The sequence below is a fragment of the Sphingobium sp. RS1 genome (genome assembly GCF_056156825.1).
Genome location: NZ_JBLZXE010000002.1, coordinates 1,832,104 through 1,855,268, shown reverse-complemented (window position 1 = coordinate 1,855,268; position 23,165 = coordinate 1,832,104). Strand labels below are relative to the sequence as shown.

Annotated in this window: 22 protein-coding genes; 12 read left to right on the top strand and 10 right to left on the bottom strand. The window is 65.2% G+C overall.

Going from position 1 to position 23,165, the window contains the following annotated elements:
- Positions 1–2 precede the first annotated feature (2 nt).
- The 4 genes from dut to ACNHGR_RS10550 all read right to left on the bottom strand — a co-directional run bounded on the left by dut (position 3) and on the right by ACNHGR_RS10550 (position 4,128).
- Entirely contained in the window at positions 3–458 is a 456-nt protein-coding gene (dut, locus tag ACNHGR_RS10565) for a dUTP diphosphatase (RefSeq protein WP_475285945.1), read from the bottom strand.
- A complete protein-coding gene (locus ACNHGR_RS10560) occupies positions 433–1,707 on the bottom strand; it encodes a bifunctional phosphopantothenoylcysteine decarboxylase/phosphopantothenate synthase (protein ID WP_475285943.1) in 1,275 nt (424 codons plus the stop codon). The genes dut and ACNHGR_RS10560 overlap by 26 nt, the downstream gene beginning before the upstream one ends.
- Positions 1,704–3,245: a 2-polyprenylphenol 6-hydroxylase gene (gene ubiB / locus ACNHGR_RS10555; RefSeq protein WP_475285941.1), complete on the bottom strand. Its 1,542-nt coding sequence runs from the start codon at positions 3,243–3,245 to the stop codon at positions 1,704–1,706. Before ubiB ends, ACNHGR_RS10560 begins: the two co-directional genes overlap by 4 nt.
- Positions 3,246–3,396: 151 nt before the next feature.
- The gene (locus ACNHGR_RS10550) at positions 3,397–4,128 is read right to left on the bottom strand and encodes a class I SAM-dependent methyltransferase (protein WP_475285939.1); all 732 of its coding nucleotides are present in this window, start codon (positions 4,126–4,128) and stop codon (positions 3,397–3,399) included.
- Positions 4,129–4,274: 146 nt separating this feature from the next.
- Between ACNHGR_RS10550 and mutM the strand changes: the two genes are divergently transcribed.
- From mutM to ACNHGR_RS10530, 4 genes are all read left to right on the top strand, one after another.
- Positions 4,275–5,087: a bifunctional DNA-formamidopyrimidine glycosylase/DNA-(apurinic or apyrimidinic site) lyase gene (gene mutM / locus ACNHGR_RS10545; protein ID WP_475285937.1), complete on the top strand. Its 813-nt coding sequence runs from the start codon at positions 4,275–4,277 to the stop codon at positions 5,085–5,087.
- 116 nt (positions 5,088–5,203) lie between these two features.
- Positions 5,204–5,467: a 30S ribosomal protein S20 gene (gene rpsT, locus ACNHGR_RS10540; RefSeq protein WP_184267094.1), complete on the top strand. Its 264-nt coding sequence runs from the start codon at positions 5,204–5,206 to the stop codon at positions 5,465–5,467.
- Between the two features lie 422 nt (positions 5,468–5,889).
- Entirely contained in the window at positions 5,890–7,317 is a 1,428-nt protein-coding gene (gene dnaA / locus ACNHGR_RS10535) for a chromosomal replication initiator protein DnaA (protein WP_184267091.1), read from the top strand.
- Between the two features lie 24 nt (positions 7,318–7,341).
- Positions 7,342–7,962 (top strand): peptidylprolyl isomerase, encoded by a 621-nt coding sequence (locus ACNHGR_RS10530; protein ID WP_475285935.1) that lies wholly within the window; start codon positions 7,342–7,344, stop codon positions 7,960–7,962.
- A 108-nt stretch (positions 7,963–8,070) separates the two neighbouring features.
- On the opposite strand, the gene ACNHGR_RS10525 is transcribed toward ACNHGR_RS10530, so the two are convergent.
- Entirely contained in the window at positions 8,071–9,309 is a 1,239-nt protein-coding gene (locus ACNHGR_RS10525) for a dicarboxylate/amino acid:cation symporter (RefSeq protein ID WP_475285933.1), read from the bottom strand.
- A 186-nt stretch (positions 9,310–9,495) separates the two neighbouring features.
- Here ACNHGR_RS10525 and ACNHGR_RS10520 point away from each other — a divergent pair, with 186 nt between their 5' ends.
- Positions 9,496–10,818 carry a family 1 glycosylhydrolase gene (locus tag ACNHGR_RS10520; RefSeq protein WP_475285931.1) on the top strand — a complete coding sequence of 441 codons (1,323 nt, stop codon included), beginning with the start codon at positions 9,496–9,498 and terminating at the stop codon, positions 10,816–10,818.
- Positions 10,819–10,894: 76 nt separating this feature from the next.
- Here ACNHGR_RS10520 and ACNHGR_RS10515 read toward each other — a convergent pair whose 3' ends face one another.
- Positions 10,895–11,542 carry a DUF4136 domain-containing protein gene (locus tag ACNHGR_RS10515; protein WP_184267084.1) on the bottom strand — a complete coding sequence of 216 codons (648 nt, stop codon included), beginning with the start codon at positions 11,540–11,542 and terminating at the stop codon, positions 10,895–10,897.
- Between the two features lie 290 nt (positions 11,543–11,832).
- Here ACNHGR_RS10515 and ACNHGR_RS10510 point away from each other — a divergent pair, with 290 nt between their 5' ends.
- On the top strand, positions 11,833–12,435 hold the full coding sequence (locus tag ACNHGR_RS10510) for an energy transducer TonB (protein WP_475285929.1): 603 nt from the start codon (positions 11,833–11,835) through the stop codon (positions 12,433–12,435).
- 82 nt (positions 12,436–12,517) lie between these two features.
- On the opposite strand, the gene trpS is transcribed toward ACNHGR_RS10510, so the two are convergent.
- The 3 genes from trpS to secB form a co-directional block, all read right to left on the bottom strand.
- The gene (gene trpS, locus ACNHGR_RS10505) at positions 12,518–13,522 is read right to left on the bottom strand and encodes a tryptophan--tRNA ligase (RefSeq protein ID WP_475285927.1); all 1,005 of its coding nucleotides are present in this window, start codon (positions 13,520–13,522) and stop codon (positions 12,518–12,520) included.
- Positions 13,523–13,540: 18 nt separating this feature from the next.
- Positions 13,541–15,115 (bottom strand): murein biosynthesis integral membrane protein MurJ, encoded by a 1,575-nt coding sequence (gene murJ, locus ACNHGR_RS10500; RefSeq protein WP_475285926.1) that lies wholly within the window; start codon positions 15,113–15,115, stop codon positions 13,541–13,543.
- Between the two features lie 142 nt (positions 15,116–15,257).
- Complete coding sequence (gene secB / locus ACNHGR_RS10495) at positions 15,258–15,770, bottom strand: protein-export chaperone SecB (RefSeq protein ID WP_184267076.1); 513 nt, start codon at positions 15,768–15,770, stop codon at positions 15,258–15,260.
- A 190-nt stretch (positions 15,771–15,960) separates the two neighbouring features.
- On the opposite strand from secB, the gene ACNHGR_RS10490 reads away from it, so the two are divergent.
- The 4 genes from ACNHGR_RS10490 (at position 15,961) to ACNHGR_RS10475 (ending at position 20,217) form a co-directional block, all read left to right on the top strand.
- Entirely contained in the window at positions 15,961–16,617 is a 657-nt protein-coding gene (locus ACNHGR_RS10490) for a Tim44/TimA family putative adaptor protein (protein ID WP_475285924.1), read from the top strand.
- The gene (mltA, locus tag ACNHGR_RS10485) at positions 16,614–17,867 is read left to right on the top strand and encodes a murein transglycosylase A (RefSeq protein ID WP_475285922.1); all 1,254 of its coding nucleotides are present in this window, start codon (positions 16,614–16,616) and stop codon (positions 17,865–17,867) included. The genes ACNHGR_RS10490 and mltA overlap by 4 nt, the downstream gene beginning before the upstream one ends.
- Positions 17,868–17,875: 8 nt before the next feature.
- Positions 17,876–18,439: a Smr/MutS family protein gene (locus tag ACNHGR_RS10480; protein WP_475285920.1), complete on the top strand. Its 564-nt coding sequence runs from the start codon at positions 17,876–17,878 to the stop codon at positions 18,437–18,439.
- Positions 18,440–18,534: 95 nt separating this feature from the next.
- On the top strand, positions 18,535–20,217 hold the full coding sequence (locus ACNHGR_RS10475; protein WP_184267068.1) for an EAL domain-containing protein: 1,683 nt from the start codon (positions 18,535–18,537) through the stop codon (positions 20,215–20,217).
- 225 nt (positions 20,218–20,442) lie between these two features.
- On the opposite strand, the gene dapE is transcribed toward ACNHGR_RS10475, so the two are convergent.
- The gene (gene dapE, locus ACNHGR_RS10470; protein WP_475285918.1) at positions 20,443–21,582 is read right to left on the bottom strand and encodes a succinyl-diaminopimelate desuccinylase; all 1,140 of its coding nucleotides are present in this window, start codon (positions 21,580–21,582) and stop codon (positions 20,443–20,445) included.
- Between the two features lie 67 nt (positions 21,583–21,649).
- Between dapE and ACNHGR_RS10465 the strand changes: the two genes are divergently transcribed.
- Complete coding sequence (locus tag ACNHGR_RS10465) at positions 21,650–22,093, top strand: cupin domain-containing protein (protein WP_475285916.1); 444 nt, start codon at positions 21,650–21,652, stop codon at positions 22,091–22,093.
- A 2-nt stretch (positions 22,094–22,095) separates the two neighbouring features.
- The gene (locus ACNHGR_RS10460; RefSeq protein ID WP_475288393.1) at positions 22,096–23,136 is read left to right on the top strand and encodes a S66 peptidase family protein; all 1,041 of its coding nucleotides are present in this window, start codon (positions 22,096–22,098) and stop codon (positions 23,134–23,136) included.
- Positions 23,137–23,165: the final 29 nt, after the last annotated feature.

The window sequence follows — 23,165 nt, the reverse complement described above, 5'->3', positions numbered from 1 at the left end:
CGTCACACTCCTGTGGAACCGAACCCGCCCTGTCCCCGGGCGGTGTCATCGAGACTATCGACTTCCGCGAAGCTGGCAAGCTGCACCGGCGCTGCCACCAGCTGCGCGATCCGGTCGCCGCGCGCGATGGGGAAGGGCTGGTCGCCCAGATTGATGAGGATGATCTTCAGTTCGCCGCGATAATCGGCGTCGATCGTGCCGGGCGTATTGGGCAGGCTGATGCCATGTTTCAGCGCAAGGCCCGAACGGGGGCGCACTTGCACTTCATAGCCTTCGGGAATGGCCATGGCGAAGCCGGTTGCGACGGCATGGCGGCCGCCCGGTTGCAGCACCAGTTCTTCTGCCGACACTACATCCATCCCGGCAGCATGCGTGGTGGCATAGGCGGGGACGGGAAGCCCCTCGCCATGGGGCAGGCGCTTTAGCTTTATTTCAATCGGCGAGAGAGGCGAGGGCATGGGCAACCTTTTCGATGAGTTTGTCGGCCACCTCGCTTTTGGGCAAGCTGGGCCAGGAATCGATGCCGGTGGCAGTGACGATCTGCACGGCGTTGGCGTCGCCGCCCATCACGTCGCCCGATACATCGTTGGCGACGATCCAGTCCGCGCCCTTTTTCGCCAGCTTCGCTTGCGCATGCTTGGCGATCTGCTGCGTCTCGGCGGCAAAGCCGACCAGCAGGGCAGGGCGGCGGGCATGATGGCCCAGCGTTGCGAGGATGTCGGGATTCTCGACCAGAGCAAGCGGTGCGGGCTGGCCCGATCCGTCCTTCTTCAGCTTCTGGTCGGCGGTGTCGGCAGTGCGCCAGTCGGCAACGGCAGCAACCATGATCGCGGCATCGGCGGGCAGCGCGCTTTCGACCGCCGCCAGCATCTCGCGTGCGGTTTCGACATCCACGCGGTCGACGCCGGCGGGCGTGGGCAGATGGACCGGCCCGGCAACAAGCGTCACCCGCGCCCCGGCCCGCGCGGCGGCGGCGGCGATGGCAAAGCCCTGCTTGCCCGACGACCGGTTGGCGATGTAGCGCACCGGATCGATCGGTTCATGGGTGGGACCGGCGGTGATGAGGATGTGCCGCCCTTTCAAAGTGCGGTTCGTTTCGAGCGAAGTCGAGAAACGCTGAGCGTCATCCGCAAAATCGGGCTGGTCTGCCAAAGGATCGGCGGGAAGGGGCAGGGCGAGCAACCGCTCGATCTCGGCAGCAATGACTTCTAGCTCCGGCAACCGTCCCTTGCCAAATTCGCCGCAGGCCATTGCGCCGTCATCCGGCTCCATCATATGCACGCCGTCGGCGCGCAGTTGGCTCAGGTTCCGCTGGGTCGCCTTGTGATGCCACATGCGGACATTCATGGCGGGGACGGCCAGCACCGGCTTGTCGGTGGCGAGCAGCAGGGTGGTGGCCAGATCGTCGGCGATGCCGCTCGCCATCTTGGCCAGGATATTGGCGGTGGCGGGCGCGACGACCACCAGATCGGCCTGACGCGACAACTGGATATGCCCGATCTCACGCTCGGCCTTCAGGTCGAACAGATCCTCATAGACCTGGTCCTCGGTCAGCACGCCCAGCGACAGCGGCGTCACGAACTGCTTTGCACTCTCCGTCAGCACCGCCCGCACCGCAATGCCGCGCTTGCGCAACAGCCGCACCAGTTCGAGCGATTTATAGGCGGCAATGCCGCCGGAAATGATGAGGAGGACGCGCTGGGTCATAGATGCAGATGTAGGAGCGCGGAGCCGACCACGCCAGCCGCCGCGGCGATCACGGCCACCGCCGCATAGCGCCAGCCGCCGCCGATCCGCATCAGCTTCACTTCGCCGAGCGGAGGCGGGGGCGGGGCACCGCCTTTCTCGGGGAAGGCGTCCTCGATCCGCTTGACCAGACCCGGCAGCCGCTGGAGCGTGCGCCAATTCTCGATCAGCGTATCGGCGGCCTTCGCCTCCGGCCCCAGTTCGTCGCGCAGCCAGCTCTTCACATAGGGGCCGCTCGTTTCCCACAGGTTGATGTCGGGGTCGAGCGCGGTCGCCACGCCTTCCACCATCACCATCGTCTTCTGGAGCAGCAGCAGGTGCGGCTGGGTCTGCATGTCGAAGTCGCGGGTGATGGCGAACAGGCCGTCCAGCATCCCGCCGACGGAGAGTTCGCGCACCGGCTTGCCGCGCATCGGTTCGCCCACGGCGCGCAAGGCCGTCGCGAATTCATCGACATTATGATGGCCGGGCACATATTGCGCCTCGAAGTGAATCTCCGCGACGCGCTTGTAGTTGCCGGTGATGAGGCCGTAGAGAATCTCCGCCAGCCACATGCGCGCGCGCCGGTCGATCCGGCCCATGATGCCGAAATCGATCGCGACGATATCGCCATTGGGCGTGACGAACAGGTTCCCCTGATGCATGTCGGCGTGGAAGAAGCCCTCGGCGATCGCCTGCCGCAGGAAGGCGTTGACGAGGCGGGCGGCCAGATCCTTCACATCATGGCCGGCCGCGATCAGCGCATCGCGATCGGAAATCTTGATCCCGTCGATCCACTCCATCGTCATGACCTTGCCGGTCGTGCGGTCCCAGTCGATCGCGGGGATGCGATAGCCGGGCATCGCCTCCATCGCTTCGCTGAGTTCGGAGGCGGAGGCAGCTTCGCGCCGCAGGTCCAGTTCGCGCGCGGTCCAGCGCTTCATGTTGGCGATGACGAGGCGCGGGCGCAGGCGCGCGATCTCGCCGCCCAGCATCTCGACATGGGCGGCGGCCCATTCATAGGTCTGGATGTCGCGGTTGAACTTGTCGATCACGCCGGGGCGGATCACCTTGACCGCGACGTCGCGACCATCGGTGGTGACGGCGCGGTGGACCTGCGCGATCGAAGCGGCGCCGACCGGCTCTTCGTCGAAGCGGCTGTAGAGCGCATCGAGCGGGCGACCGAAGCTGGTTTCGATCTGCGCCCGGATCGTGTCGAACGGCACGGGGGGCAGGGCGTCCTGCAAGCGCAGCAGATCGTTCGCGGCATGATCGCCGACCAGATCGGGCCGGGTGGCGAGCGTCTGGCCTAGCTTGATCGCGGCCGGGCCGATCGACTGGAAGGCGTCTGCATAGCGGGGCTGCCTGGGCACGCGCGCGCCAAAGCGGGCAATGCGGACAAGGCGGCGGACCGGACCGGGCGTCAGCGGATCGCGCTCGATCCCCGTGAGCGCGCCATGCCGCGCCAGGGTGCGGCCCCATTTCAGCAGTCGCCAGATATGCGTGATGTGAGCGGTCATAGTTACTCTAGCCCCTCCCTTTCAGGGGAGGGGTTGGGGTGGGTGCGCCGCGTCAGCGGCGCTTCTGCCGATGCGAGAGGGTGCAAGCTCGCTTCGCTCGTCCCCACCCCAACCCCTCCCCTGAAAGGGAGGGGCTTAATTGGAAAGCTCATCAGATCTTCCAGCCCGAATGAATCGCGACCAGCCCGCCCAGGATCGGTTCGACCTTGGTATTCACGAAACCGGCATCCTTAATCATGCTCTCGAACTTGGGCATGGGCGGGAAGCGACGGATCGATTCGATCAGATAGCGATAGCTGTCGGCATCATTGGCGAACAGCTTGCCCAGATGCGGCACCAGCTTGTGCGAATAGACGTCATAGACGTCCGAAAAGCCGGGCCATGTCGTCGTGGAAAATTCCAGGCAGAAGAAGCGCCCGCCGAACTTGAGCACCCGGTTCGCCTCGCGCAGCGCCTGGTCGATATGCGTCACGTTGCGGATGCCGAAGGCGATCGTATAGGCGTCGAACGCCCGGTCGCCGAAGGTCAGCGTCTCGGCATTTTGCTCCGACCAGATCAGGCCTTCATAGCCTTTCTTCTGCGCCCGCTCGACGCCCACGGCCAGCATTTCGGGATTGATGTCGGACACCGTCACCTGCGCACCATGCTTATGCATGCGAAAGGCGATGTCGCCGGTGCCACCCGCCATGTCGAGAATCTGCTCGCCTGCGCGGGGCTTCACCCGGCGCACGAACTGGTCCTTCCACAGGCGATGCGCGCCGCCCGACATGGCGTCGTTCATCAGGTCATATTTGGCCGCGACATTGGAGAAGACCGCGCGGACCATGCCCGCTTTCTCGGCGGCATCGACGTCGCGATAGCCGAAGGATGCTGTTTCGCTCATGCGGTTCGCTCTAGCCGCAGTTCCTACGCCATGCCAGCGCGAAGGCATGGATATGACGCTTTGGCGACGGCCCTGTCGCGCGTGCCATTGCGCGCGCCCATTGCGGCCTCTGTCACCGGACGCCTTTAGTCCCTACATGATGTTGCATGCCTGAGCTTCCCGAAGTCGAAACCACCGTCGCCGGCCTCCGATCCGTTCTGGAGGGCAGCATGCTCACCCGCGTCGAGCCGCGCCGCGCGGACCTGCGCTGGCCGATCCCGGTCGACCTGCGGCAGCGGATGACCGGTGCCACTGTCACGGGACTGTCGCGCCGCGCCAAATATGGCCTCATTGAAACCGATCGCGGCGACATGATGATCTTTCACCTCGGCATGTCGGGTCGCTGGCGAATCGATCCGGCTGAGATCGGGACGCACGACCATCTGTTGCTGGAAACCAGCCACGGCCATCTTCTCTCGCTCAATGACCCGCGCCGATTCGGATCGATCGACCTGATCCGGTCGGAAGCCTGGGCCGCCTATGCGCCCTTTACCCGCATGGGGCCGGAACCACTTGGGCCGGATTTCGACGCGACGATGCTCGCGCTGGCGCTCAAGGGCAAGGCGACCTCTATCAAGGCGGCGCTGCTCGACCAGCGGATCGTCGCGGGTCTGGGCAATATATATGTGTGCGAAGCTCTCAACATGGCCGGCATCGCGCCGACTCGCCCGGCCGGCAAGATCAGCCGCCCGCGACTTAGCCTGTTGGTGGAGGCGATTCGCGACGTCCTGTCCGCTGCCATCATTGCGGGCGGTTCCACCCTGCGCGACTATGCCCGGCCGGACGGAGAGCTGGGCTATTTCTCTAAACAATGGCGAGTCTACGGGCGTGAGGGTGAATCCTGCCTGTGCGGCGGCACGGTGCAGCGCCGGGTGGATGGCGGCCGATCGACCTTCTTCTGCCCTAAATGCCAGAAATAGCATGGCCCGAATCCGTTGACGCCTGCCCTGATACTCTGTAAGGGGCGCACCTTCACGAGGCATGTCGGCAGTTCGGCGGGCCTCTTCCCGAGATTTGATGAGAACCGAGGAATAGAATGGCCAATACGCCGCAAGCCAAGAAGCGCATCCGTCGCAACGAGCGTCGCGCCGCAATCAATGGCGCCCGCATCAGCCGGATCCGCACCCTGGTGAAGAAGGTGGAAGCCGCCATCACCGCCGGTGACAAGGCCGCTGCCGCGACCGCCCTGCAGACCGTCCAGCCCGAGCTGGCCCGTGGCGTTGCTCGCGGCGTGCTGCACAAGAACACCGCATCGCGCAAGTTCGGTCGCCTGACCAAGGCTGTCAGCGCGCTCGCGTAAAAGCCTCCGGCTTTTCGACGAATTAAAGGCCCGCCCCGGCTATCGGGGCGGGCCTTTCGTCGCTTCTTCACAATAACGTCATTTTAACGACCGACCAATTTCCTGCGATTCGACGCACTGCGGCATAATTGCTTCCAGATAAGATGTTGAAAAACTGACATAATCTGATTGTTGTAGGATTTCCGCGGCTTTGCTGAGTCAACGGCTTTATTTCACTTTTTTGAACCAAGCTGCCCTTGATCCCGCGAAGCAGGCCCGTCTATTTTTGAAATCCGGCTGCTGTCGAATCACCTTGAAGCAGCCGTCATGTGAGATCGATTGTCGTGGAGAATCCGGAAGCGGGGGCGTTTCCGGATCAGGCTCCTTGCGTCTTTTTTCCTGCCCGAAAACGGGGGGCAAGGTATTTGGGGTCGTCTAAGTCTATGAAGGAAGTTGTGCGCGTGGTTGGTTGGCAGGACGGAGATGTGGTTCAGGCCGATGCCGGTCTGGAATCCGCCTGGACTGGCATCCGCGCCGGCCTGCGCCGCGATGTCGGCGCGCGCATGTTCGACCAGTGGTTGAAGCCCGCGCGCCTCGGCGACTATTGCGCCGAATCGCAGACGCTCGACCTGCTGGTGGCCAGCGACTTCAGCGCCAATTTCGTGTCCGGCCAATTTGGCGATCGCCTGCGCATGGCGTGGCGCAGCGCTGGTGTGGGTGTGCGTGAAGTGCGCCTGCGTCGCGCGCCCGACGTGGCCGGCCCGCGCGTGCTGGAAGTCGTGCCTGTCGAAACCGCCGTTGCTGGTCCGGGTGCGACGGGCCCGGCCGAGGCGGCAATCGTCCCTGTCGCCTCTAACTTCCTGCCGCGCCATGGTTTCGAGGAGTTCGTGACCGGCGACACCAATCGTCTGGCCTGCTCGGCCGCGCAGGCGATGGCCGGTGAAGCCACGCCGCGTTTCAGCCCGCTCTTCATCCATGGCGGCACGGGTCAGGGCAAGACGCACCTGCTTCATTCGATCGCGCGCGCTTTCTCCGCCCACAGCCCGTCGCAAGCGGTCCTCTACATGTCGGCCGAACGTTTCATGGTCGAATTTGTGAACGCGATGCGTGCGAATGAGACGATGGCGTTCAAGGGCCGGCTCCGCGCCGCCCGCCTGCTGCTGATCGACGATATCCAGTTCATCGCCGGCAAGGGATCGACACAGGAGGAATTTCTCCACACGATCAACGACCTGATCGATACCGGCGCGCGAATCGTCGTGACCGCCGACCGGGCGCCGCAACTGCTCGAATCGATCGACCCGCGCATCCTGTCGCGTCTGGCCGGCGGCCTGGTCGCCGACATCCAGCCGGCCGGCCTCGATCTGCGCCTCGCGATTCTCGAAGCGAAGCGTGCGGTCGCTGGCGATCCGCCGGTGCCCGACGCGGTCATTGACTTCCTCGCCCGTTCGATCCGCTCCAACGTCCGCGAACTGGAAGGTGCCTTCAACAAGCTGGTCGCCTATGGCCAGCTGACCGGGCGCTCGATCGATCTCGACTTCGCGCAGCAGATGCTGGCTGACGCCGTGCGCGCCAATGCCCGCCGTATCACCGTGGACGAAATCCAGAAGGCCTGCGCCGCGCATTTCAAGATCGACCCGTCGGAAATGCGGTCCAAGCGCCGCGCCCGCGCCGTCGCCCGCCCGCGTCAGGTGGCCATGTACCTGGCCAAGAAGATGACCCCGCGCTCGCTGCCCGAAATCGGCCGCATCTTCGGTGGCCGCGATCACAGCACGGTGATCCACGCCGTGCGCACGATCGAGGCGCTACGGGAAAGCAACCCGGACATGGACGCCGACGTCCGCGCCTTGCAGCGCCTGCTGGAAGGCTGAGAAGGAACCCGATAGGCTGGCGGCATGATTCGCCAGCTTGTCCTGTTCGCCGCCGCCCTGCTGACCCTCTCGCCGGTTGCGGCCCAGACGGAGCCAGCGGCGCCGCCCGCGCCCGCCTCGCAGGATGTGCGGGTCGTGCTGGATACCAGCGCCGGCCAGATCATCGTCGCCGTCCATGCCGACAAGGCGCCGGTCACGGCCGCCAATTTCCTGAAATATGTCGACCAGAAGCGATTCGACGGCACGGTCTTCTATCGGGGCGTGGGCGCGGCCGATTATGGCTTCGTGCAGGGCGGGGCGCAAAATGATCCCAAGCGGATATTGCCGCCGATCAGGCATGAACCGACGACGCAGACCGGCCTGACCCATGATGGCGGTGCGCTGTCCATGGCCCGCTATGCGCCCGGCAGCGCGACCGGCGATTTCTTCATCGTGCTGGGCAAGATGCCCGGCATGGATGCCCAGCCGCAGCAGGCGAGCGGTGACAATCAGGGCTTTGCCGTCTTCGCCCATGTGATCGAGGGGATGGATGTGGTGAAGGCGATCCTCGCCGCGCCCAAATCGCCCACCGCCGGGGAAGGCGTGATGAAGGGGCAGATGCTCGAAGCGCCGATCCGCATCATCACGGCGCGGCGGGTGCCCTAAAGAAACCGTCATTGCGAGCGTAGCGAAGCAATCCAGGGGGCGCGTCATTGGATTGGTTGGGCTTCGGCTGCCTCCGGCCCGCTATGCTCGCAATGACGAAAATTGGTGTCAGTGTGATTCGTCTCTGTCCCCATACGCTCGATCCACGATCCGTCCTGCCGCCATGTCGGCGGTGACATTGCCCACCGTGCGGAAGATGTCGGGCACCGTCTCCACCGCCAGCAGCAGCGGCAGCGCCTCCACCGGTACGCCCATGGCGAGGCAGATGGGGCCGGTGGTGGTGAAGAAGGTGATCTGGCTCGGCAGGCCCACCGCTGCCAGACTGACGATCGCGGCAACCAGCACCCCCATCACCAGTTGTGCCGGCCCCAGCGTCACCCCGTTCATCGCGGCAACATAGAGGGCGACGCCCAGATTGGCAGGCGGGCTGGTGATGCGGAACAGCGATATGGCGAGCGGCAGGACAATGCTGCGCGTGGTTTCCTGCACCGCCAGCGGCCCGTCGCTCGCCTGGATCATTGCAGGCAGGGACGCGATCGAGCTTTGCGTCGAAAAGGCGATGGCCTGCGCAGGCACGGCTGCACGGGCGAATCGACCCAGCCCAATCCGCCCGGCGATCATCACCAGCGGATAGACGAGCAGCGTCACCACGACGCAGATCAGCACGATGAAGCCGATATAGTGGAGCAGCGCTCCCGCCGTGGCGAGGCCCGACCGCGCGCCCGCCACCAGCGCCAGCGCGAAGACGCCGATCGGTGCCAGCCACAGCACCCAGCCGACCACGACCAGCAGCGCATCGGCCAGTGCTTCGAAGAAGCCGGTCAGCAGCGCGCGCCGCGCCTGCGCAATGCGGGTCACGGCGAAACCGAAGATCAGCGCGAACAGCACCACCGCCACCACCTGCCCTTCGCTGGCGGACTTGAGCGGATTGACCGGAATGAAGCCGACCAGCCATTCGGCGGATGGACGCACGTCCGGGACTTCGGCGACGCTTTCCGCACCGGCCAGCGCGCCGACGGCGCCGGGCGGCACCGGCCACAGGTGCAGCATCAGCGGCCCGATCAGCGCGGCGACCGCCGCCGATCCCACCAGCAGGACCGCGAACAGGGCGATGGCGCGCCCGGCCATGCCATTGGTCTGCGCGCTGGTCGCGGCCTGGGTGATGCCGGTCACCAGCAGTGCGAAGATCAGCGGGATGAGCGGCATCTGCAATCCGCCGAGCCAGGCCTTGCCGATGGGCTGGGCCAGCGCCACGATCGCCGCCCCCCCTGTCTCGCCTTCTGCCAAGGCGATGCCGCAGGCGAGGCCGAGGACCAGCGCGATCAGGATACGGACGGTCAAGGACATAGGCGTGGGTTCCCGGCAAGGCTGCCCCCATGGCAACGGGCCGGCACAGGCTATCCGCTATGGCCGCATGGCGGACAGCGAAAAATGGCCGCGCGCGCCATCATCGCTACTTGCTCAATCAGATTAAGAATAATAGTTCTGAAAATGGAAGGCGTCGTGATGCCGCCGCCATGATGGGAGAGGGATATGCTGAACCGCCGAACCTTGCTGGCCGCCGCTGCGGCCACCGCCGCCGCCACGCCGGCGCTTGCCAGAAAGGCTGCGGCCTTCAACCCGGCCTTTCCGCAGGACTTCCTCTGGGGCGCCGCCACCGCCGCGCATCAGGTGGAGGGCAATAATATCAACAGCGACATCTGGGTGATGGAGCATACCAAACCCAGCGTCTATGTGGAGCCATCGGGGGATGCCGCGAACAGCTTCGCGCTCTGGCCCACCGATCTCGACATCGTGAAGGGCATGGGGCTCAACGCCTATCGCTTCAGCCTGGAATGGGCGCGGATCGAACCGGCGGACGGCGAATTTTCGGTCGCCATGCTGGATCATTACAAGGGGATGATCGCGGGATGCCGGGCACGGGGGCTGCATCCCGTCGTCACCTTCAACCATTTTTCGACCCCGGCCTGGTTCGCGGCGCGCGGCGGCTGGGCCAATCCGCAATCGCCGCAGCTCTTCGCCCGCTATTGCGACCGGGCGGCGCGCCATCTGGCGGCGGAGATCGGCCATGCGCTGACGCTGAACGAACCCAATCTGACCGGACTTCTGGGCATCGTCCTGCCGCCGGGCATCGGGGACCGGCTGATGGACGCCGACCGCGCGATGCAGGAAGCCGCGGCAAAGGCGCATGGCGTGGCCAAGTTTCAGGCCGGCAACGCGCTTTGGGTCGAGGATGTGCCGGCCACTACGGCGAACATGCTGGCTGCGCACAAGCTGGGGCGGGATGCGATCAAGGCGGTTCGGTCCGACCTGCCGGTCGGCGTCAGCCTTGCCATCATCGACGATCAGCCGGTAGGCCGGAACAGCATCCGCGATGCGATGCGCGCCAAGCTCTACCAACCCTGGCTGGAGGCGGCGCGCGGCAACGACTTTGTCGGCGTCCAGAATTACGAACGCTCGCTATGGGACGACAAGGGCCGCCTGCCGCCACCTAGGGGCGCAGTCGTCAACGACGCCGGATCGGAAGTCTATCCGCCGTCGCTGGCAGGCGCGGTGCGCTACGCCCATCAGGTCAGCGGCGTGCCGGTGATCGTCACCGAACATGGCGTCAACGCCTCCGACGACGCGATTCGCGCCCGGCTGATCCCCGCTGCGCTGACCGAACTGAAAAAGGCGATGGACGATGGCGTGCCGGTGCACGGCTATCTCCACTGGTCGCTGGTCGACAATTTCGAATGGGTGTTCGGCTATGGCCCGAAATTCGGCCTGCACAGCCTCGACCGCAACACCTTCGCCCGCACGCCCAAGCCCAGTGCGGCGGTGCTGGGTGCCATCGCACGGCGCAACGCAGTCTGAACTGATGGGAACAGCAAAAAGGCCCGGCGCTTCCAATGAAGCGCCGGGCCTTTTTTGATCTTGTTCGCGCCTGCGTTCAGCCCTTCTTTTCGGGCGGCAGGGTGATCTTCACATTTTCCCCATTCTGGCCGGGGAAGTTGGTGAACATGACGTCGATCAGGTTTGGCACCAGATAGGTCAGCTTGTTCGACAGTGACTGGGCACTGGCCTTACCCTCGAACAGGCGGCGATTGTCGGCTGCGCGATCGATCTTCATGCTGAGGTCACTGGTATAGACGGTGTAGCTGGTCACATCATTATAACCGGCGCCGCCGAACAGCCAGGGATCATAGAAGCCATAGCCCCAGGGACGACCCCAGCGGCCGCGCCAGCCCCAGCCGCCATAGAAGGGATCGGGACCGCCAAAACCGGTCGAGCGCACCTTCTCGCGACCATTGTCGACATCATAGGCGACGCGCACGATGAGGTCGGCGCGCGCCGGGTCGCTGGCGGCGACATAGCCGGTCTGGGACAGGCGCTGTCCGACCAGATCGGCATAATGCGCGAATTCCAGACCGCCGGCGAGTTGCGGATTGTCCGCTACGATGGTGTAGCTCTGTCCGGCGGGGGCGGGGAGCTGCTGGAAACGGGCGACATCGGCCTTGAAACCCGTGGCGCACCCCGACAGCGCCACCAGCGCCAGAGCGGGCGCCGCGATCAGGCCGAACTTCTTGAAACGAGCCATGTTTTTACGTCCTATTTCAGGCGAACCCGCCTGCGACCATCTTTGCGCTCTGTCATAGCAAAACGCAACTGAACATCGTTTGAACGCGCGAACCCATCGAACGGGCGCAAAACCATGTTCTCGCACTTACGACGCTGTGGAGATGGCTATTCCGTACCCCAAAGAAAAGGGGCCACCCTTTCGGGCGACCCCTGTGACTTTGCTGCATCAGTCGGCTTGCGTCACCCCGGCTGTCTGCGGAAGCCCTTATTTTGGTGGTAAATAATCTCCCAATCGAACAAGCATGGTGCATGATCCGACCTTATCGAATCCTGCTCGTTCTGCCCTTTCTTCTCGCCGCCGCTGCGCCTGACCCTGCGGAGCGGGCGACGCCGCGATCCAGCCCGGGCGGGTGGTTGACCGATGCGGATTATCCTGCGGATGCCCAGCGTCAGAAACAGGATGGCACGGCGGGATTTCGGTTGGACATCGACCCGACGGGCACGCCAGTCAACTGCACAATCACATCAAGCACTGGCGTCGCCAGTCTGGACAGTGCGACATGTGCCCGCATGATGGAGCGGGCGCGCTTCACCCCTGCAAAGGATACCAAGGGGCGAGAGGTGGCTGATGTCTATAATGGTCGGATCACATGGCGACTGCCCAATCGGGAAGAGGGCGTAAGGCCGCTGCCGCCCATGCCCTTTCGCCACCAGGTGACGTTCACCATAGATGACGATGGGATCGCGTTCGACTGTAGCGTGACGCTGAATGGCGTGACGACGGCGGATACGGGCCAGTGCAGGGATATTGTGACGCATCGCTATGTCCCGCAGCAGGATGCGGCAGGCAAGCCAGTGGCCCAGCGCGTTCGCATGACGACGACCTTCGAAAAGGTCGATACGCCGCGATGACTGGCGGCGGCCATCGCCGCCAGTCGTCACAATATCAGCGCATCAAGCCCCCCGCGCGTCAGCGCATCAAGCCCCCCGCGCGTCAGCGCATCAAACCCATCGCGTCATAAGCCGCGCGGAGGGTCGGTTCGGCCGCGGCCGCCGCCTTGGCCGCGCCCTTGTCCAGGATCGCGTCCAGCATCGCATCGTCGGTGCGCAATTCCATGAACCGCTCGCGAATCGGGCGCAGCGTTTCGACCAGCACCTCGCCCAGTGCCGGCTTGAACGCACCGAAACCCTTGCCGGCGAATTCGGCGCATACATCGTCGGTGGTGCGGCCGGTCAGTGTCGCGAAGATGCCGACAAGGTTATTCGCTTCCGGGCGACCCGCCAGACCTTCTGCCGTTTCGGGCAGCGGTTCGGGATCGGTCTTGGCCTTCTTCACCTTGGTCATGATGGCATCGTCGTCATCGGTCAGGTTGATACGGCTCATGTCGGACGGATCGGACTTGGACATTTTCGCCGTACCGTCGCGCAAGGACATGATCCGCGCCGATTCCTTGGGGATGATCGGGGCGGGCAGAGTGAACAGCTCGACGCCGAAATCGGTGTTGAACTTGGTCGCGATGTCGCGCGCCAGTTCCAGATGCTGCTTCTGGTCCTCGCCCACCGGCACATGGGTGGCGTTGTAGATCAGGATGTCGGCGGCTTGCAGCACCGGATAGACGAACAGGCCGATCGAAGCGCCCTCGCGGTCCTTGCCGACCTTGTCCTTGAACTGGGTCATGCGGTTGAGCCAGCCGATCCGCGCGGTGCCGTTCAACAACCAGCACAGCTCGGCATGGGCGGGCACGCGCGCCTGGTTGAACAGGACGCTGCGGTCCGGGTCGATCCCGGCGGCGACCAGAGCAGCGGCCATGTCGCGCACGTTGCGGATGCGCTGCTCGCGCCCTTCATGCACGGTGATCGAATGCATATCGGCGAGGAAGAAGAAGCACTGACTCTGCGCATCCATCTCGTCCTGCATCCGCACCCAGTTGCGGATCGCACCCAGGTAATTGCCAAGGTGCAGATTGCCGGTGGGCTGGATGCCGGAAAGGACGCGCATTTCTATATCCGTTCTTCTTCAGGTTGCACTTTTGCGGCGCATCAGCGCCTTGATGTCGGACAGCCGATAGGCCCCCGTGACGACCGACGCCAGCCCGTAAAGCGCCACGCCCGCGCCGACCAGCACGGTGAGCGCGACATAGCGCTGCACCATCGCCCCGGTCAGCCAGGGATCGAGCAGATCCTTTCCTGCCCATAATGCAGCGCCCATCACGATCGCGGCGAGCGCCAGCCGCGGCAGGCGGCGGCGCAGGCCGGCATCGGCGGCAAAATGGCCGCGCTTCACCAGCGTGGTGTAGAGCATGGCGACATTGACGGTGGAGGAGAGGGCCGTCGCCAGCGGCGGGCCGATATGCCCCAGCGTCGGGATCATGGCGAGATTGCCGACGATGTTGATGACGATCGACAGCATGGCGTAGCGCACCGGCGTCTTCGTGTCGCCACGCGCATAATAGCCCGGCGTCAGCACCTTCACGAGGACATAGCTGGGCAGGCCGATCGAGAAGGCTGACAGTGCCCAGCCGCACCGCATCGCGTCGTCGGCGGTGAAGCGACCATATTGGAACAGCCCGCGCACGATCGGCTCCGCCACGGTCAGGAAGGCGACGGTCGCGGGCAGGGTCAGGAACAGGGCGAGTTCGATGCCGCGATTCTGTGTCTCCATCGCCTCGGCATCCTGCCCCCTGGACAACATGCGCGAAATGGTCGGCAGCAATATGGTGCCAAGGCCGATGCCGATCAGGCCCAGCGGCAGTTGGTTCAGCCGGTCGGCATAATAGATATAGGTGATGGATCCAGACGCCAGCAGCCAGCCCGACAAAGCGGTGGAGATCAGCAGGTTGATCTGCGACGCGCCCGCGCCGGCGGCGGCCGGCAGGATCTTGCGCAACAATTCGCGTACGTCGCCGTCGAGGCGCGGGCGTTTCAGCGTCATCGAAACGCCCGCCCGCTTGCAGGCCCAGATCAGCCATAGCAATTGCAGCGCCCCGCCGATCGTCACCGACATGGCCTGCACCCGCGCCGTTTCATATTCGTCGGCACCATGGAAGAACCACAGGCCCGCGATCATTGCGACGTTCAGCAGGATCGGGGCAGCCGCATTGACCCAGAATTTATCGAGCGAATTGAGGATGCCGCCCAGCAACGAGGCTAGCGAGATCAGCGCCAGATAGGGAATGGTGATGCGCGACAAAGTGACGGCGAAGGCGAATTGCTCGGCCGTGGGGTTCTGCCGCGAAAAACCGCCCGACAGCGCCCAGGTGATCGGCCAGGCGGCGGCGATCAGGATAGCGGTGAACAGGATCAGGACCGGCAGCAATACCGCCAGTGCCCGCTCGGCAAAATCATAGCCGGCCGGCAATCCGCCGTCACCCGCTGCCTTCTTGTTGAACAGCGGGATGAAGGCGGCGGAAAAGGCGCCCTCGGCAAAGAGCGCGCGGAACATGTTGGGCAGGCGGAAGGCGACGCCATTGAAGGCGTCCGACGCGAAGCCCGCGCCGACATAGCGCGCCGCCAGCGAATCGCGCACCAGCGCCAGCACCCGGCTGGCGAGGGTAAGGCCCCCGACGGAGCCAAGGGCGCGAACAAGCTTCATGTGGCCGTCCTTAGCCCCTCCCCTTCAGGGGAGGGGTTGGGGTGGGGGTGTGCCCCACGCGCTACGTTAGAAGGATGGCCCCCACCTCCTACCCCTCCCCTGAAGGGGAGGGGCTTAAGAAAGTGAGGCGCAGTCACAAAAATCAGGCGTGACCGGCCGGCTCGCCTGCGGTCACTTCCATCTGCTCGGCCTGCTGGAGGTAGAGCGAGCCGAAGTCGATCGGGTCGAGGAGCAGCGGCGGGAAGCCACCGTCGCGGATCGCATCGGCCAGCACGCGGCGGGCGAAGGGGAAGATGAGGCGCGGCGCTTCGGCCAGCATGAAGGGCTGGACCTGCTCTTCAGGCACGTTGCGCATGCCGAACAGCGCGGCATAGAGTAGTTCCACGGCAAAGGCGGTGCCCTGCGGCGCGACCGCCTTCACTTCGATCTTCAGCGCGATTTCCAGCACTTCGTCAGCGACGCGCTCGGCACCGATGTTGAACTGCACGTCGATCTGCGGCTGGTCCTGCCACTGGTAGACGGCCGGCGCGTTCGGATTTTCGAACGACAGATCCTTCACATATTGGCTGATGAGCGCGATCTGCGGCGCGGTGTCGGCGCCATTGCCCAGGTTGCCACCCAGGTTGGTGGTGATGTGGTCCGTTTCCTCGGCCATGCTCTTCCCTTGACTTTCCTCTGGTCCGGCGGCGGAACGCCCCGAATATCTCGACCCGCGCGCTTAGCAGGGGCTTTCCGACAGGGCAATGGCGCGGCTGGGTGCTTTGGGACAAGCCCTATTTGAAGTTACGCGCAAACATGCCTATGTTGGCCGGAACATTATCCCACGCAAAAGGGTATAGCCTTCCGTGTATGTGATCGTCATCCTCGCCATGGTCGCCGGCTTTCTGGCGTTGCGGCTCTATTCCGTGCTGGGCAAGCGCACCGGCCACGAGCAGGAGCCTGCGCCGCGCCCCGCCGATGAACGGGCCAAGGTGACGGTTCTGCAACCGGGGCCAGCCACCCAGAATAGCGGCGATTCGGTGCGCCTTGCCGATGGCCTGATCGGCCCCGGCGCGGAAAATGGCGTGCGCGCGCTGATCGCCAGCGACCGCAATTTCGACGTCCCGCAATTCGTGGAAGGCGCAAAGAGCGCCTATAAGATGGTGCTGGAGGCCTTCTGGCGCGGCGACCGCGACGAACTGGCCTGGCTGTGCGACGATGATGTCCGTGCCTCGTTCGAGGACGCGATTGCGGCGCGCGAAACCGATGGCCATGTGCTCGACAACCGCCTCGTCCGCATCGAAAAGGCGCAGATCGTCGAAGCCTCGGTCAATGGCCGCATCGCCGAGGTCGCGCTGCGGTTCGAAGCGGATATCGCCGCCGTCACCCGCGACAAGGATGGCACTGTCATCGCCGGGTCGCTCACCGATGCCGTCGGGACCAAGGATATCTGGACCTTCACTCGCGATATCCGCAGCGCCGATCCCAACTGGAAGCTCAGCGAAACCGACGAAGCCGCATGATTGCGCGCCAGTCGGGGGCTGCGCTGCTTGCGGCGCTGATGCTGTCTGCCTGCGCGGGTGGCGTCATTCCGCCGTCCGCCAGTGGGCCTGCGCCGACGCAGCCGCGTCCATCGGGCGAGACGGCGACCCGGCCGGTTCCCGCCACCCCGCGTCCGACCCTGCCGGTCGATCTGCCCACCGATCCGGCGCTCGACAAGACGACCGCCGCCGGCCTTGGTGTCGCACGTGGTCCCGACATTGCCAGCCTTATCCCATCGGGTGAACGCTCGCGGTTGGCGCTCCAGGCGTTTCGCATTTCCTGTCCCACGCTGATGAAGCGCGCCGATGCCAGCGGCCTGACGCGCGGATCGGACTGGAACAGCGCCTGCGCCGCCGCTTCCAGCTGGCCCGAAGCGACCGCCAGCGAATTTTTCTCCCGCTATTTCGAAGCGGTGCAGGTGGGCGATGGCACCGCCTTCGTCACCGGCTATTATGAACCGGAAATCAGCGGTTCGCGCACCCGTCAGCCGGGCTATGATGTCCCCATCTATCGTCGCCCGACCGACCTGATCGACGTCGATCTCGGCCAGTTCAGCGACAGCCTGAAAGGCCGCACGATCCGTGGCAAGGTGAACGGCACGAAATTCGTCCCCTATGACGAACGCAGCCAGATCGTGTCGGGCACGCTGGCTGGCCGTGGGCTGGAACTGGCCTATGCCGCCGATCCGGTCGAATTCTTCTTCCTTCAGGTGCAGGGCAGCGGGCGGCTGAACCTGCCTGACGGTGGCGTCATGCGCATCGGCTATGACGGGCAGAATGGCCGCGACTATACCGGCATCGGCAAGCTGATGAAGGATCGCGGCCTCATCCAGGCCGGGTCGATGCAGGATATCATGCAATATCTGCGCGCGCATCCGGCCGAAGGCGCGGCGATCATGAACGAGAATAAGAGCTTCGTCTTTTTCCGCGAACTGACCGGCGCAGGGCCACTGGGTGCGCTTGGCGTACCGGTGACGCCCGAAGCCACCGTCGCCGCCGATCCCAAGTTCATTCCGCTCGGCGCGCCCGTCCTGCTCTCGCTCGACCGGGCTGAACCGGCGGGCATATGGATCGCGCAGGATACCGGCGGCGCGATCAAGGGGGCCAATCGCTTCGACAGTTTCTGGGGCGCGGGCGACCGGGCGCGGGGCATTGCCGGCGGCATGTCGGCGCGGGGCAGCGCGCTGGTGCTGCTGCCGATCGGCTCTGCGGCGCGCCTCGCCCGGCCCTGATTTCCGCCATGGTCCGGCGGCGGCTGTCCCAGGATGAAGAGGCGCTCTGGACGGCGCTGACCCGCACGGTGCGCCCGATCCGCCCCGGTGCGCGGGCGGTTAGCGTGCCGGCCACGCCCTCCATGGAGCAGCTGATCGACGCGCCGGTCATTCCCGGCGCGGGCAAAACAGGGTTAACGACCGCTCCATTCCGGACCCTTGCCGCACCGCCCGCGCGCACCCCCGCGGCGATGCTGGACGGCGGCTGGGAACGGCGTATCCGTAGCGGCACGATCAGCCCGGACATGAGCATCGACCTGCACGGCCATACCCTGTCCATGGCCCATGCGCGCCTTAACCAGGCGATCGCCCAGGCCCTGTCCCGCGACGTCCGCGTGCTGCTCGTCGTGACCGGCAAGCCGCCGAAAAATGCCGGGGTGGGCGGGGCTGCGCGGCGCGGCGCGATCCGGGGCGAGATCGGCCACTGGCTCGAAACCAGCCCCTATGCCGACCGTATCGCCAGTGTACGGATCGCCCATCCGCGCCATGGCGGCGACGGCGCGATCTATTTGATATTGCGCCGCAAAAAATGACCCATTTTTGTAAGATCCGCTGATCTTTTCTTAACCACTGTCCTTCATATCCTGCTGATCGGAGGTTCTGCGGAATTGTATCGGGCGGGAGGCACATGCAGGGCGTGACGTTGAAAAGCCGCGCTGCTGCCTTCGCCTGTGCCGCGGGGGCGCTGGTGTTCATCCTGTCGCTCGTGCTCGGCTATACGCCGGGGCAGGAGGATGACCTGCTTCAGATCGGCCGCGCCCTCATCATCGCCATCCTGTGTGGCACGATGAGCTGGGCCTCGGCTCGCCGCACCATCGCCACCACCGCAATCGCCATCGACGCTGCCACCGACCGCCTCCTGTCCGCTGCCCATGGCGACCTGCAATCGCGCGTCCCGGCGGAGATCGGCCAGGAACTTCCCGACCTGTCGGTGGCGATGGAAAGCCTGTTCAGCCAGGTGCGCACCAATCTCGACCATGTGCAGACGCTGGCCCTGTTCGACCAGATTACCGGGCTCGCCAACCGCACCAGCTTTTGCCGGCAGGTCGAACGGCTGCTCGCCGAACGCGATGACAATGGCACCGCAACGCTCTTCTTCATCGATCTGGACGGGTTCAAGGGCGTCAATGACACGTTGGGCCATGCGGCGGGCGACCAGTTGCTTGCCCGCGTCGCGGGCCGCTTGCGCGAAGTGGTGATGGCGCAGGTCAGCACTGGCGGCGGGGATGCCGTCATCGGCCGTCTGGCCGGTGACGAATTCACCATGTTCTTCCCGCATCTGTCCGGCCCGGCGGCGGCGCAGCGCATCGCCCGCGCCATCCAGTTCGCGCTTGGCGAGCGGTTCGATCTGGGCAGCCAGCATATCGACCTCGGCGCATCGATCGGCATCGCCTGCTATCCCGACCATGGCGACACGCTGGCGGGCCTGCTGCGCGCCGCCGATATCGCCATGTACCATGCCAAGCATCAGGGCCGTGGCCGCGCGGAAATCTACACCGATGCGCTCGCGCTGGAGGCGGAGGATCGCGCCGAGCTGGAACGCGACCTGCTGCGCGGGCTGGAACGGGATGAATTTCTGCTGGAATTTCAGCCGCAGATTGACATCGCGAGCGGCCACGCCGTCACGGCGGAGGCGCTTGTCCGCTGGGCGCATCCCGAACGGGAACTGGTCATGCCCGGTGCCTTCGTGCCGATCGCGGAAGAAAGCGGCTCGATCGTCGCGCTGGGCGACTGGGTGATGGGCCGCGTGTGCCAGACCGCCGCGCGCTGGTCGCAGGCCGGCATCCGCCAGCGCATCGCCATCAATATTTCCACGCGCGAACTGGCGCAGGCGGACTTTTTCCTGCGCTTGCGCCACGCGATTGCCACCCATGGCGCGCCACCATCCATGCTGGAGCTGGAAATCACCGAATCGCTGGCGATGGAGATGGAGGGGCGCGTGCTGGAACAGCTCCGCGCGCTGCGCCGCGACGGCGTGCGCATCGCCATCGACGATTTCGGCACCGGTTATTCCAACCTGGCGCGGCTGAAGGAACTGCCCGTCGACCGGGTGAAGATCGACCGCAGCCTGGTCCGCGACATCGCGACCTCGGCCGAAGCACGCACCATCTGCTCCGCCGTGGTCGGCCTCATACAGGGCCTCGGCATGGAAGTGGTGGTCGAAGGGATCGAAAGCGAAGAGCAGATGGACGTGTTGCGCGTCATCGGCTGCACCCTGTTCCAGGGTTATCATCTGGCACGACCGACGGGGGAAGAGGCCTATCTCAGCCAGTTCGCTCCGCGGCGGCCCGTGGTTCGGGACGTAGGGTAAGTCGACCCATATGGGTGACTTTCTGCCATGCCCCAATTTCCCGACATCCGTTCGCCCTGAGCCTGTCGAAGCCTGTCCTGAGCGACGCCGCAGGCGGCGTCGAAGGGGGCTGCACTTCTTCTTCAAAATTTGACGTTCAAACGCAAAACAGGGCTTCGACCGGCTCAGCCCGATCGGGTGTCCACCTCTGATCTCGGCCAGCCAGACGCTCGCCGGATCAGATAGTCACCCCAGTGCCCGTTCCACCACCAGCGCATAAATTTTCGTCAGATCGTGCAGATCCTGCACCGCGACCGCCTCGTCCAGCTTGTGCATGGTCGCATTGTTCAGGCCGAACTCCACCACCGGGCAGATGCGCGACAGGAAGCGCGCGTCCGATGTGCCGCCGGTGGTCGACAATTCCGTCTCAACGTCCGTCACGTCGCGGATCGCCCCACGCATCAGGTCGCTGAACACGCCCGGCGCCGTCAGGAAGGATTCGCCACTGATCCGGGCTTCCACCACGCCGCCCTCGGTCGCGGCAATCGCCTTGATCCGCTCGATCAGCGACGCGCCCGTATGCTGGTCGTTGAAACGAATGGAGATGCGCGCGGTCGCCGCGCCGGGAATGACATTATGCGCGACATTGCCGACCTCCAGGTCGGTAATCTCGATATTGCTGGGCTGGAACCAGTCGGTCCCCTCGTCCAGCACCTCCGCCTCGATCAGCGTCAGGATGCGAACCAGCTTCGGGATCGGATTGTCGGCCAGATGGGGATAGGCGACATGGCCCTGCGCGCCAGCGACCCTGATCCACATATTGACCGACCCGCGCCGGCCGATCTTCACCACATCGCCCAGCCGCGCCGACGATGTCGGCTCGCCGACCAGGCACAGGTCCGGGCGCAGGTCGCGCGCCTTCATCCGGTCCATCAGCGCCAGCGTACCGTAAACCGCCGGCCCTTCCTCGTCGCCGGTGATGATGAGGCTGATCGTGCCCGGCAGATCGTCGGGCAGGGCGTCCAGCGCCGCGACGAAGGCCGCGATCGACCCCTTCATGTCTACCGCGCCCCGTCCGTAGAGCAGGTCGCCGCGAATCTCCGGCGCGAACGGATCGCTGGTCCAGCCCGGACCCGGCGGCACCACATCCAGATGCCCGGCAAAGGCGAAATGCGGCCCCGCGCCCGTCGTGCGCCAGGCCAGCAGATTTTCCACCGGCCCGTCCGGCGCCTCGCCCACCACGAACCGGTCGACGGTAAAGCCGCGCGGCACCAGCATCGCCTCCAGCACGGCGAACACCTCGCCGGTCGCAGGGGTCACGGACGGGCAGGCCAGCAGGCGCTGGGCCAGTGCCACCACATCGTCATTGGTGCTGGTCATGGTCATCGCCCCGCGTTAGCGAAAGCCATGCGGGTTGGCCAGCATAAGGGGGCCGGTCACAGGAGAATGGATCATGCCACGGATCGACCTCGACAGCGTCGAACAGACCAACGGCACCGGCTATCCCGCCGAACATGCCGCCATCGTCGCGGGGCGCTGGGTCCGGCGACTGGGTCCAGCCCATGGCCTCAGCGACTTCGGCGTCAGCCATGTCGTGCTGAAACCGGGCGCAGCCTCCTCCCAGCGGCACTGGCATGAGGATGAGGACGAATTTCTGGTCCTGCTGGCTGGCGAAGCGGTGCTGGTGGAGGAAGGGCTGCGCACGCCGATGGTGGCGGGCGACATGGCTGCCTTCCCCAAGGGCGAGCCGAACGGGCATCATCTGGTGAATGAAAGCGCCGCCGATTGCGTCTTCGTCGCTTTCGGCCGTGTGCCGACCGGCGACTGCCATTATCCGGATATCGACATGCGGTGGACGGGCGGCGCCTACCGCCACAAGGACGGGAGCGACTTTTGACGATGCGGATCGACCGACGGGACATGATGGCCGGCGCGCTGGCGGGCATGGGCGCGATGCTGGCCGGGCCACAGGCGCTGGCGGCGACGCCGGCCTGGGTGAAGCCGCCCCGCTTGCGCGCGGGCGACACGGTCGGCCTGATCGAACCGGCGGGCTTTACCGATGATGATTTCGACCTCGACCTCGTCAAGGAAAGCATTGTCGCCATGGGCTTGAAGCCCAAGGCCGCGCCGCATCTGGCTGGCCGCTACGGCTATCTGGCCGGCACCGACAAGGGCCGCGCGGCCGACGTCAATGCGATGTTCGCCGACCCGGATGTGCGCGCTATCTTCGCGGTGCGCGGCGGCTGGGGCTGCGCACGCATCCTGCCGCTGCTGGATTTCGCCACCATCCGCAAGAACCCCAAGCTGCTGGTCGGCTTTTCGGACATCACCGCGCTGCATCTGGCCTTTGCGGCGAAGGCCGGCTTCACCACTATCCACGGCCCCAATGCCGCGAGCAGCTGGGGCCAATATAGCTGGGACGCCTTCCGCGCCGTCGCCTTCGATGGCGCGACGCCGACCTTCGCCAATCCCGTGGGGCATGAGGATCGACTCGTGCAGCGCGCCGGCCGCATCCGCACCTTCCGCCCCGGCGTGGCGCGGGGCCGGCTGCTCGGCGGCAACCTCACCGTGCTGGCCGCGCTGATGGGTACGCCCTGGCTCCCCGATTTCGACGGTGCGCTGCTGTTCATCGAGGATGTGAGCGAACAACCCTATCGCATCGACCGCATGCTGACCCAGCTATCGCTGGCCGGTGTGCTGGGTCGGGTGAACGGCGTGATCTTCGGCCAATGTACCGATTGCGGGCCGGGCGGCCCCAGCTATGGCGGCTTCACCCTGTCGGAGGTGCTGCAACAGCATCTCGAACCCCTCGGCATCCCCGCCTTCCAGGGCGCCCAGTTCGGCCATGTCGCCAACCAATATAGCCTGCCGCTAGGTATCCAGGCGGAAATGGACGCGACCGCAGGGACGGTAAGATTGCTGGAAAGCGCGGTGCGTTAGGGCAGCTTTGGGTGGAGGGCGGACATAAG

What these genes read in the sequence shown, in the direction of transcription:
- dapE (WP_475285918.1), bottom strand. Translation starts at nt 21,582, where the DNA reads ATGACCATGACCAGCACCAATGACGATGTGGTGGCACTGGCCCAGCGC.
- ACNHGR_RS10465 (WP_475285916.1), top strand. Translation starts at nt 21,650, where the DNA reads ATGCCACGGATCGACCTCGACAGCGTCGAACAGACCAACGGCACCGGC.
- dnaA (WP_184267091.1), top strand. Translation starts at nt 5,890, where the DNA reads ATGAAGGAAGTTGTGCGCGTGGTTGGTTGGCAGGACGGAGATGTGGTT.
- ACNHGR_RS10510 (WP_475285929.1), top strand. Translation starts at nt 11,833, where the DNA reads ATGATCCGACCTTATCGAATCCTGCTCGTTCTGCCCTTTCTTCTCGCC.
- ubiB (WP_475285941.1), bottom strand. Translation starts at nt 3,245, where the DNA reads ATGACCGCTCACATCACGCATATCTGGCGACTGCTGAAATGGGGCCGC.
- ACNHGR_RS10515 (WP_184267084.1), bottom strand. Translation starts at nt 11,542, where the DNA reads ATGGCTCGTTTCAAGAAGTTCGGCCTGATCGCGGCGCCCGCTCTGGCG.
- ACNHGR_RS10550 (WP_475285939.1), bottom strand. Translation starts at nt 4,128, where the DNA reads ATGAGCGAAACAGCATCCTTCGGCTATCGCGACGTCGATGCCGCCGAG.
- ACNHGR_RS10525 (WP_475285933.1), bottom strand. Translation starts at nt 9,309, where the DNA reads ATGTCCTTGACCGTCCGTATCCTGATCGCGCTGGTCCTCGGCCTCGCC.
- murJ (WP_475285926.1), bottom strand. Translation starts at nt 15,115, where the DNA reads ATGAAGCTTGTTCGCGCCCTTGGCTCCGTCGGGGGCCTTACCCTCGCC.
- ACNHGR_RS10475 (WP_184267068.1), top strand. Translation starts at nt 18,535, where the DNA reads ATGCAGGGCGTGACGTTGAAAAGCCGCGCTGCTGCCTTCGCCTGTGCC.
- dut (WP_475285945.1), bottom strand. Translation starts at nt 458, where the DNA reads ATGCCCTCGCCTCTCTCGCCGATTGAAATAAAGCTAAAGCGCCTGCCC.
- ACNHGR_RS10530 (WP_475285935.1), top strand. Translation starts at nt 7,342, where the DNA reads ATGATTCGCCAGCTTGTCCTGTTCGCCGCCGCCCTGCTGACCCTCTCG.
- mutM (WP_475285937.1), top strand. Translation starts at nt 4,275, where the DNA reads ATGCCTGAGCTTCCCGAAGTCGAAACCACCGTCGCCGGCCTCCGATCC.
- ACNHGR_RS10460 (WP_475288393.1), top strand. Translation starts at nt 22,096, where the DNA reads ATGCGGATCGACCGACGGGACATGATGGCCGGCGCGCTGGCGGGCATG.
- ACNHGR_RS10560 (WP_475285943.1), bottom strand. Translation starts at nt 1,707, where the DNA reads ATGACCCAGCGCGTCCTCCTCATCATTTCCGGCGGCATTGCCGCCTAT.
- ACNHGR_RS10480 (WP_475285920.1), top strand. Translation starts at nt 17,876, where the DNA reads ATGGTCCGGCGGCGGCTGTCCCAGGATGAAGAGGCGCTCTGGACGGCG.
- secB (WP_184267076.1), bottom strand. Translation starts at nt 15,770, where the DNA reads ATGGCCGAGGAAACGGACCACATCACCACCAACCTGGGTGGCAACCTG.
- ACNHGR_RS10520 (WP_475285931.1), top strand. Translation starts at nt 9,496, where the DNA reads ATGCTGAACCGCCGAACCTTGCTGGCCGCCGCTGCGGCCACCGCCGCC.
- rpsT (WP_184267094.1), top strand. Translation starts at nt 5,204, where the DNA reads ATGGCCAATACGCCGCAAGCCAAGAAGCGCATCCGTCGCAACGAGCGT.
- mltA (WP_475285922.1), top strand. Translation starts at nt 16,614, where the DNA reads ATGATTGCGCGCCAGTCGGGGGCTGCGCTGCTTGCGGCGCTGATGCTG.
- trpS (WP_475285927.1), bottom strand. Translation starts at nt 13,522, where the DNA reads ATGCGCGTCCTTTCCGGCATCCAGCCCACCGGCAATCTGCACCTTGGC.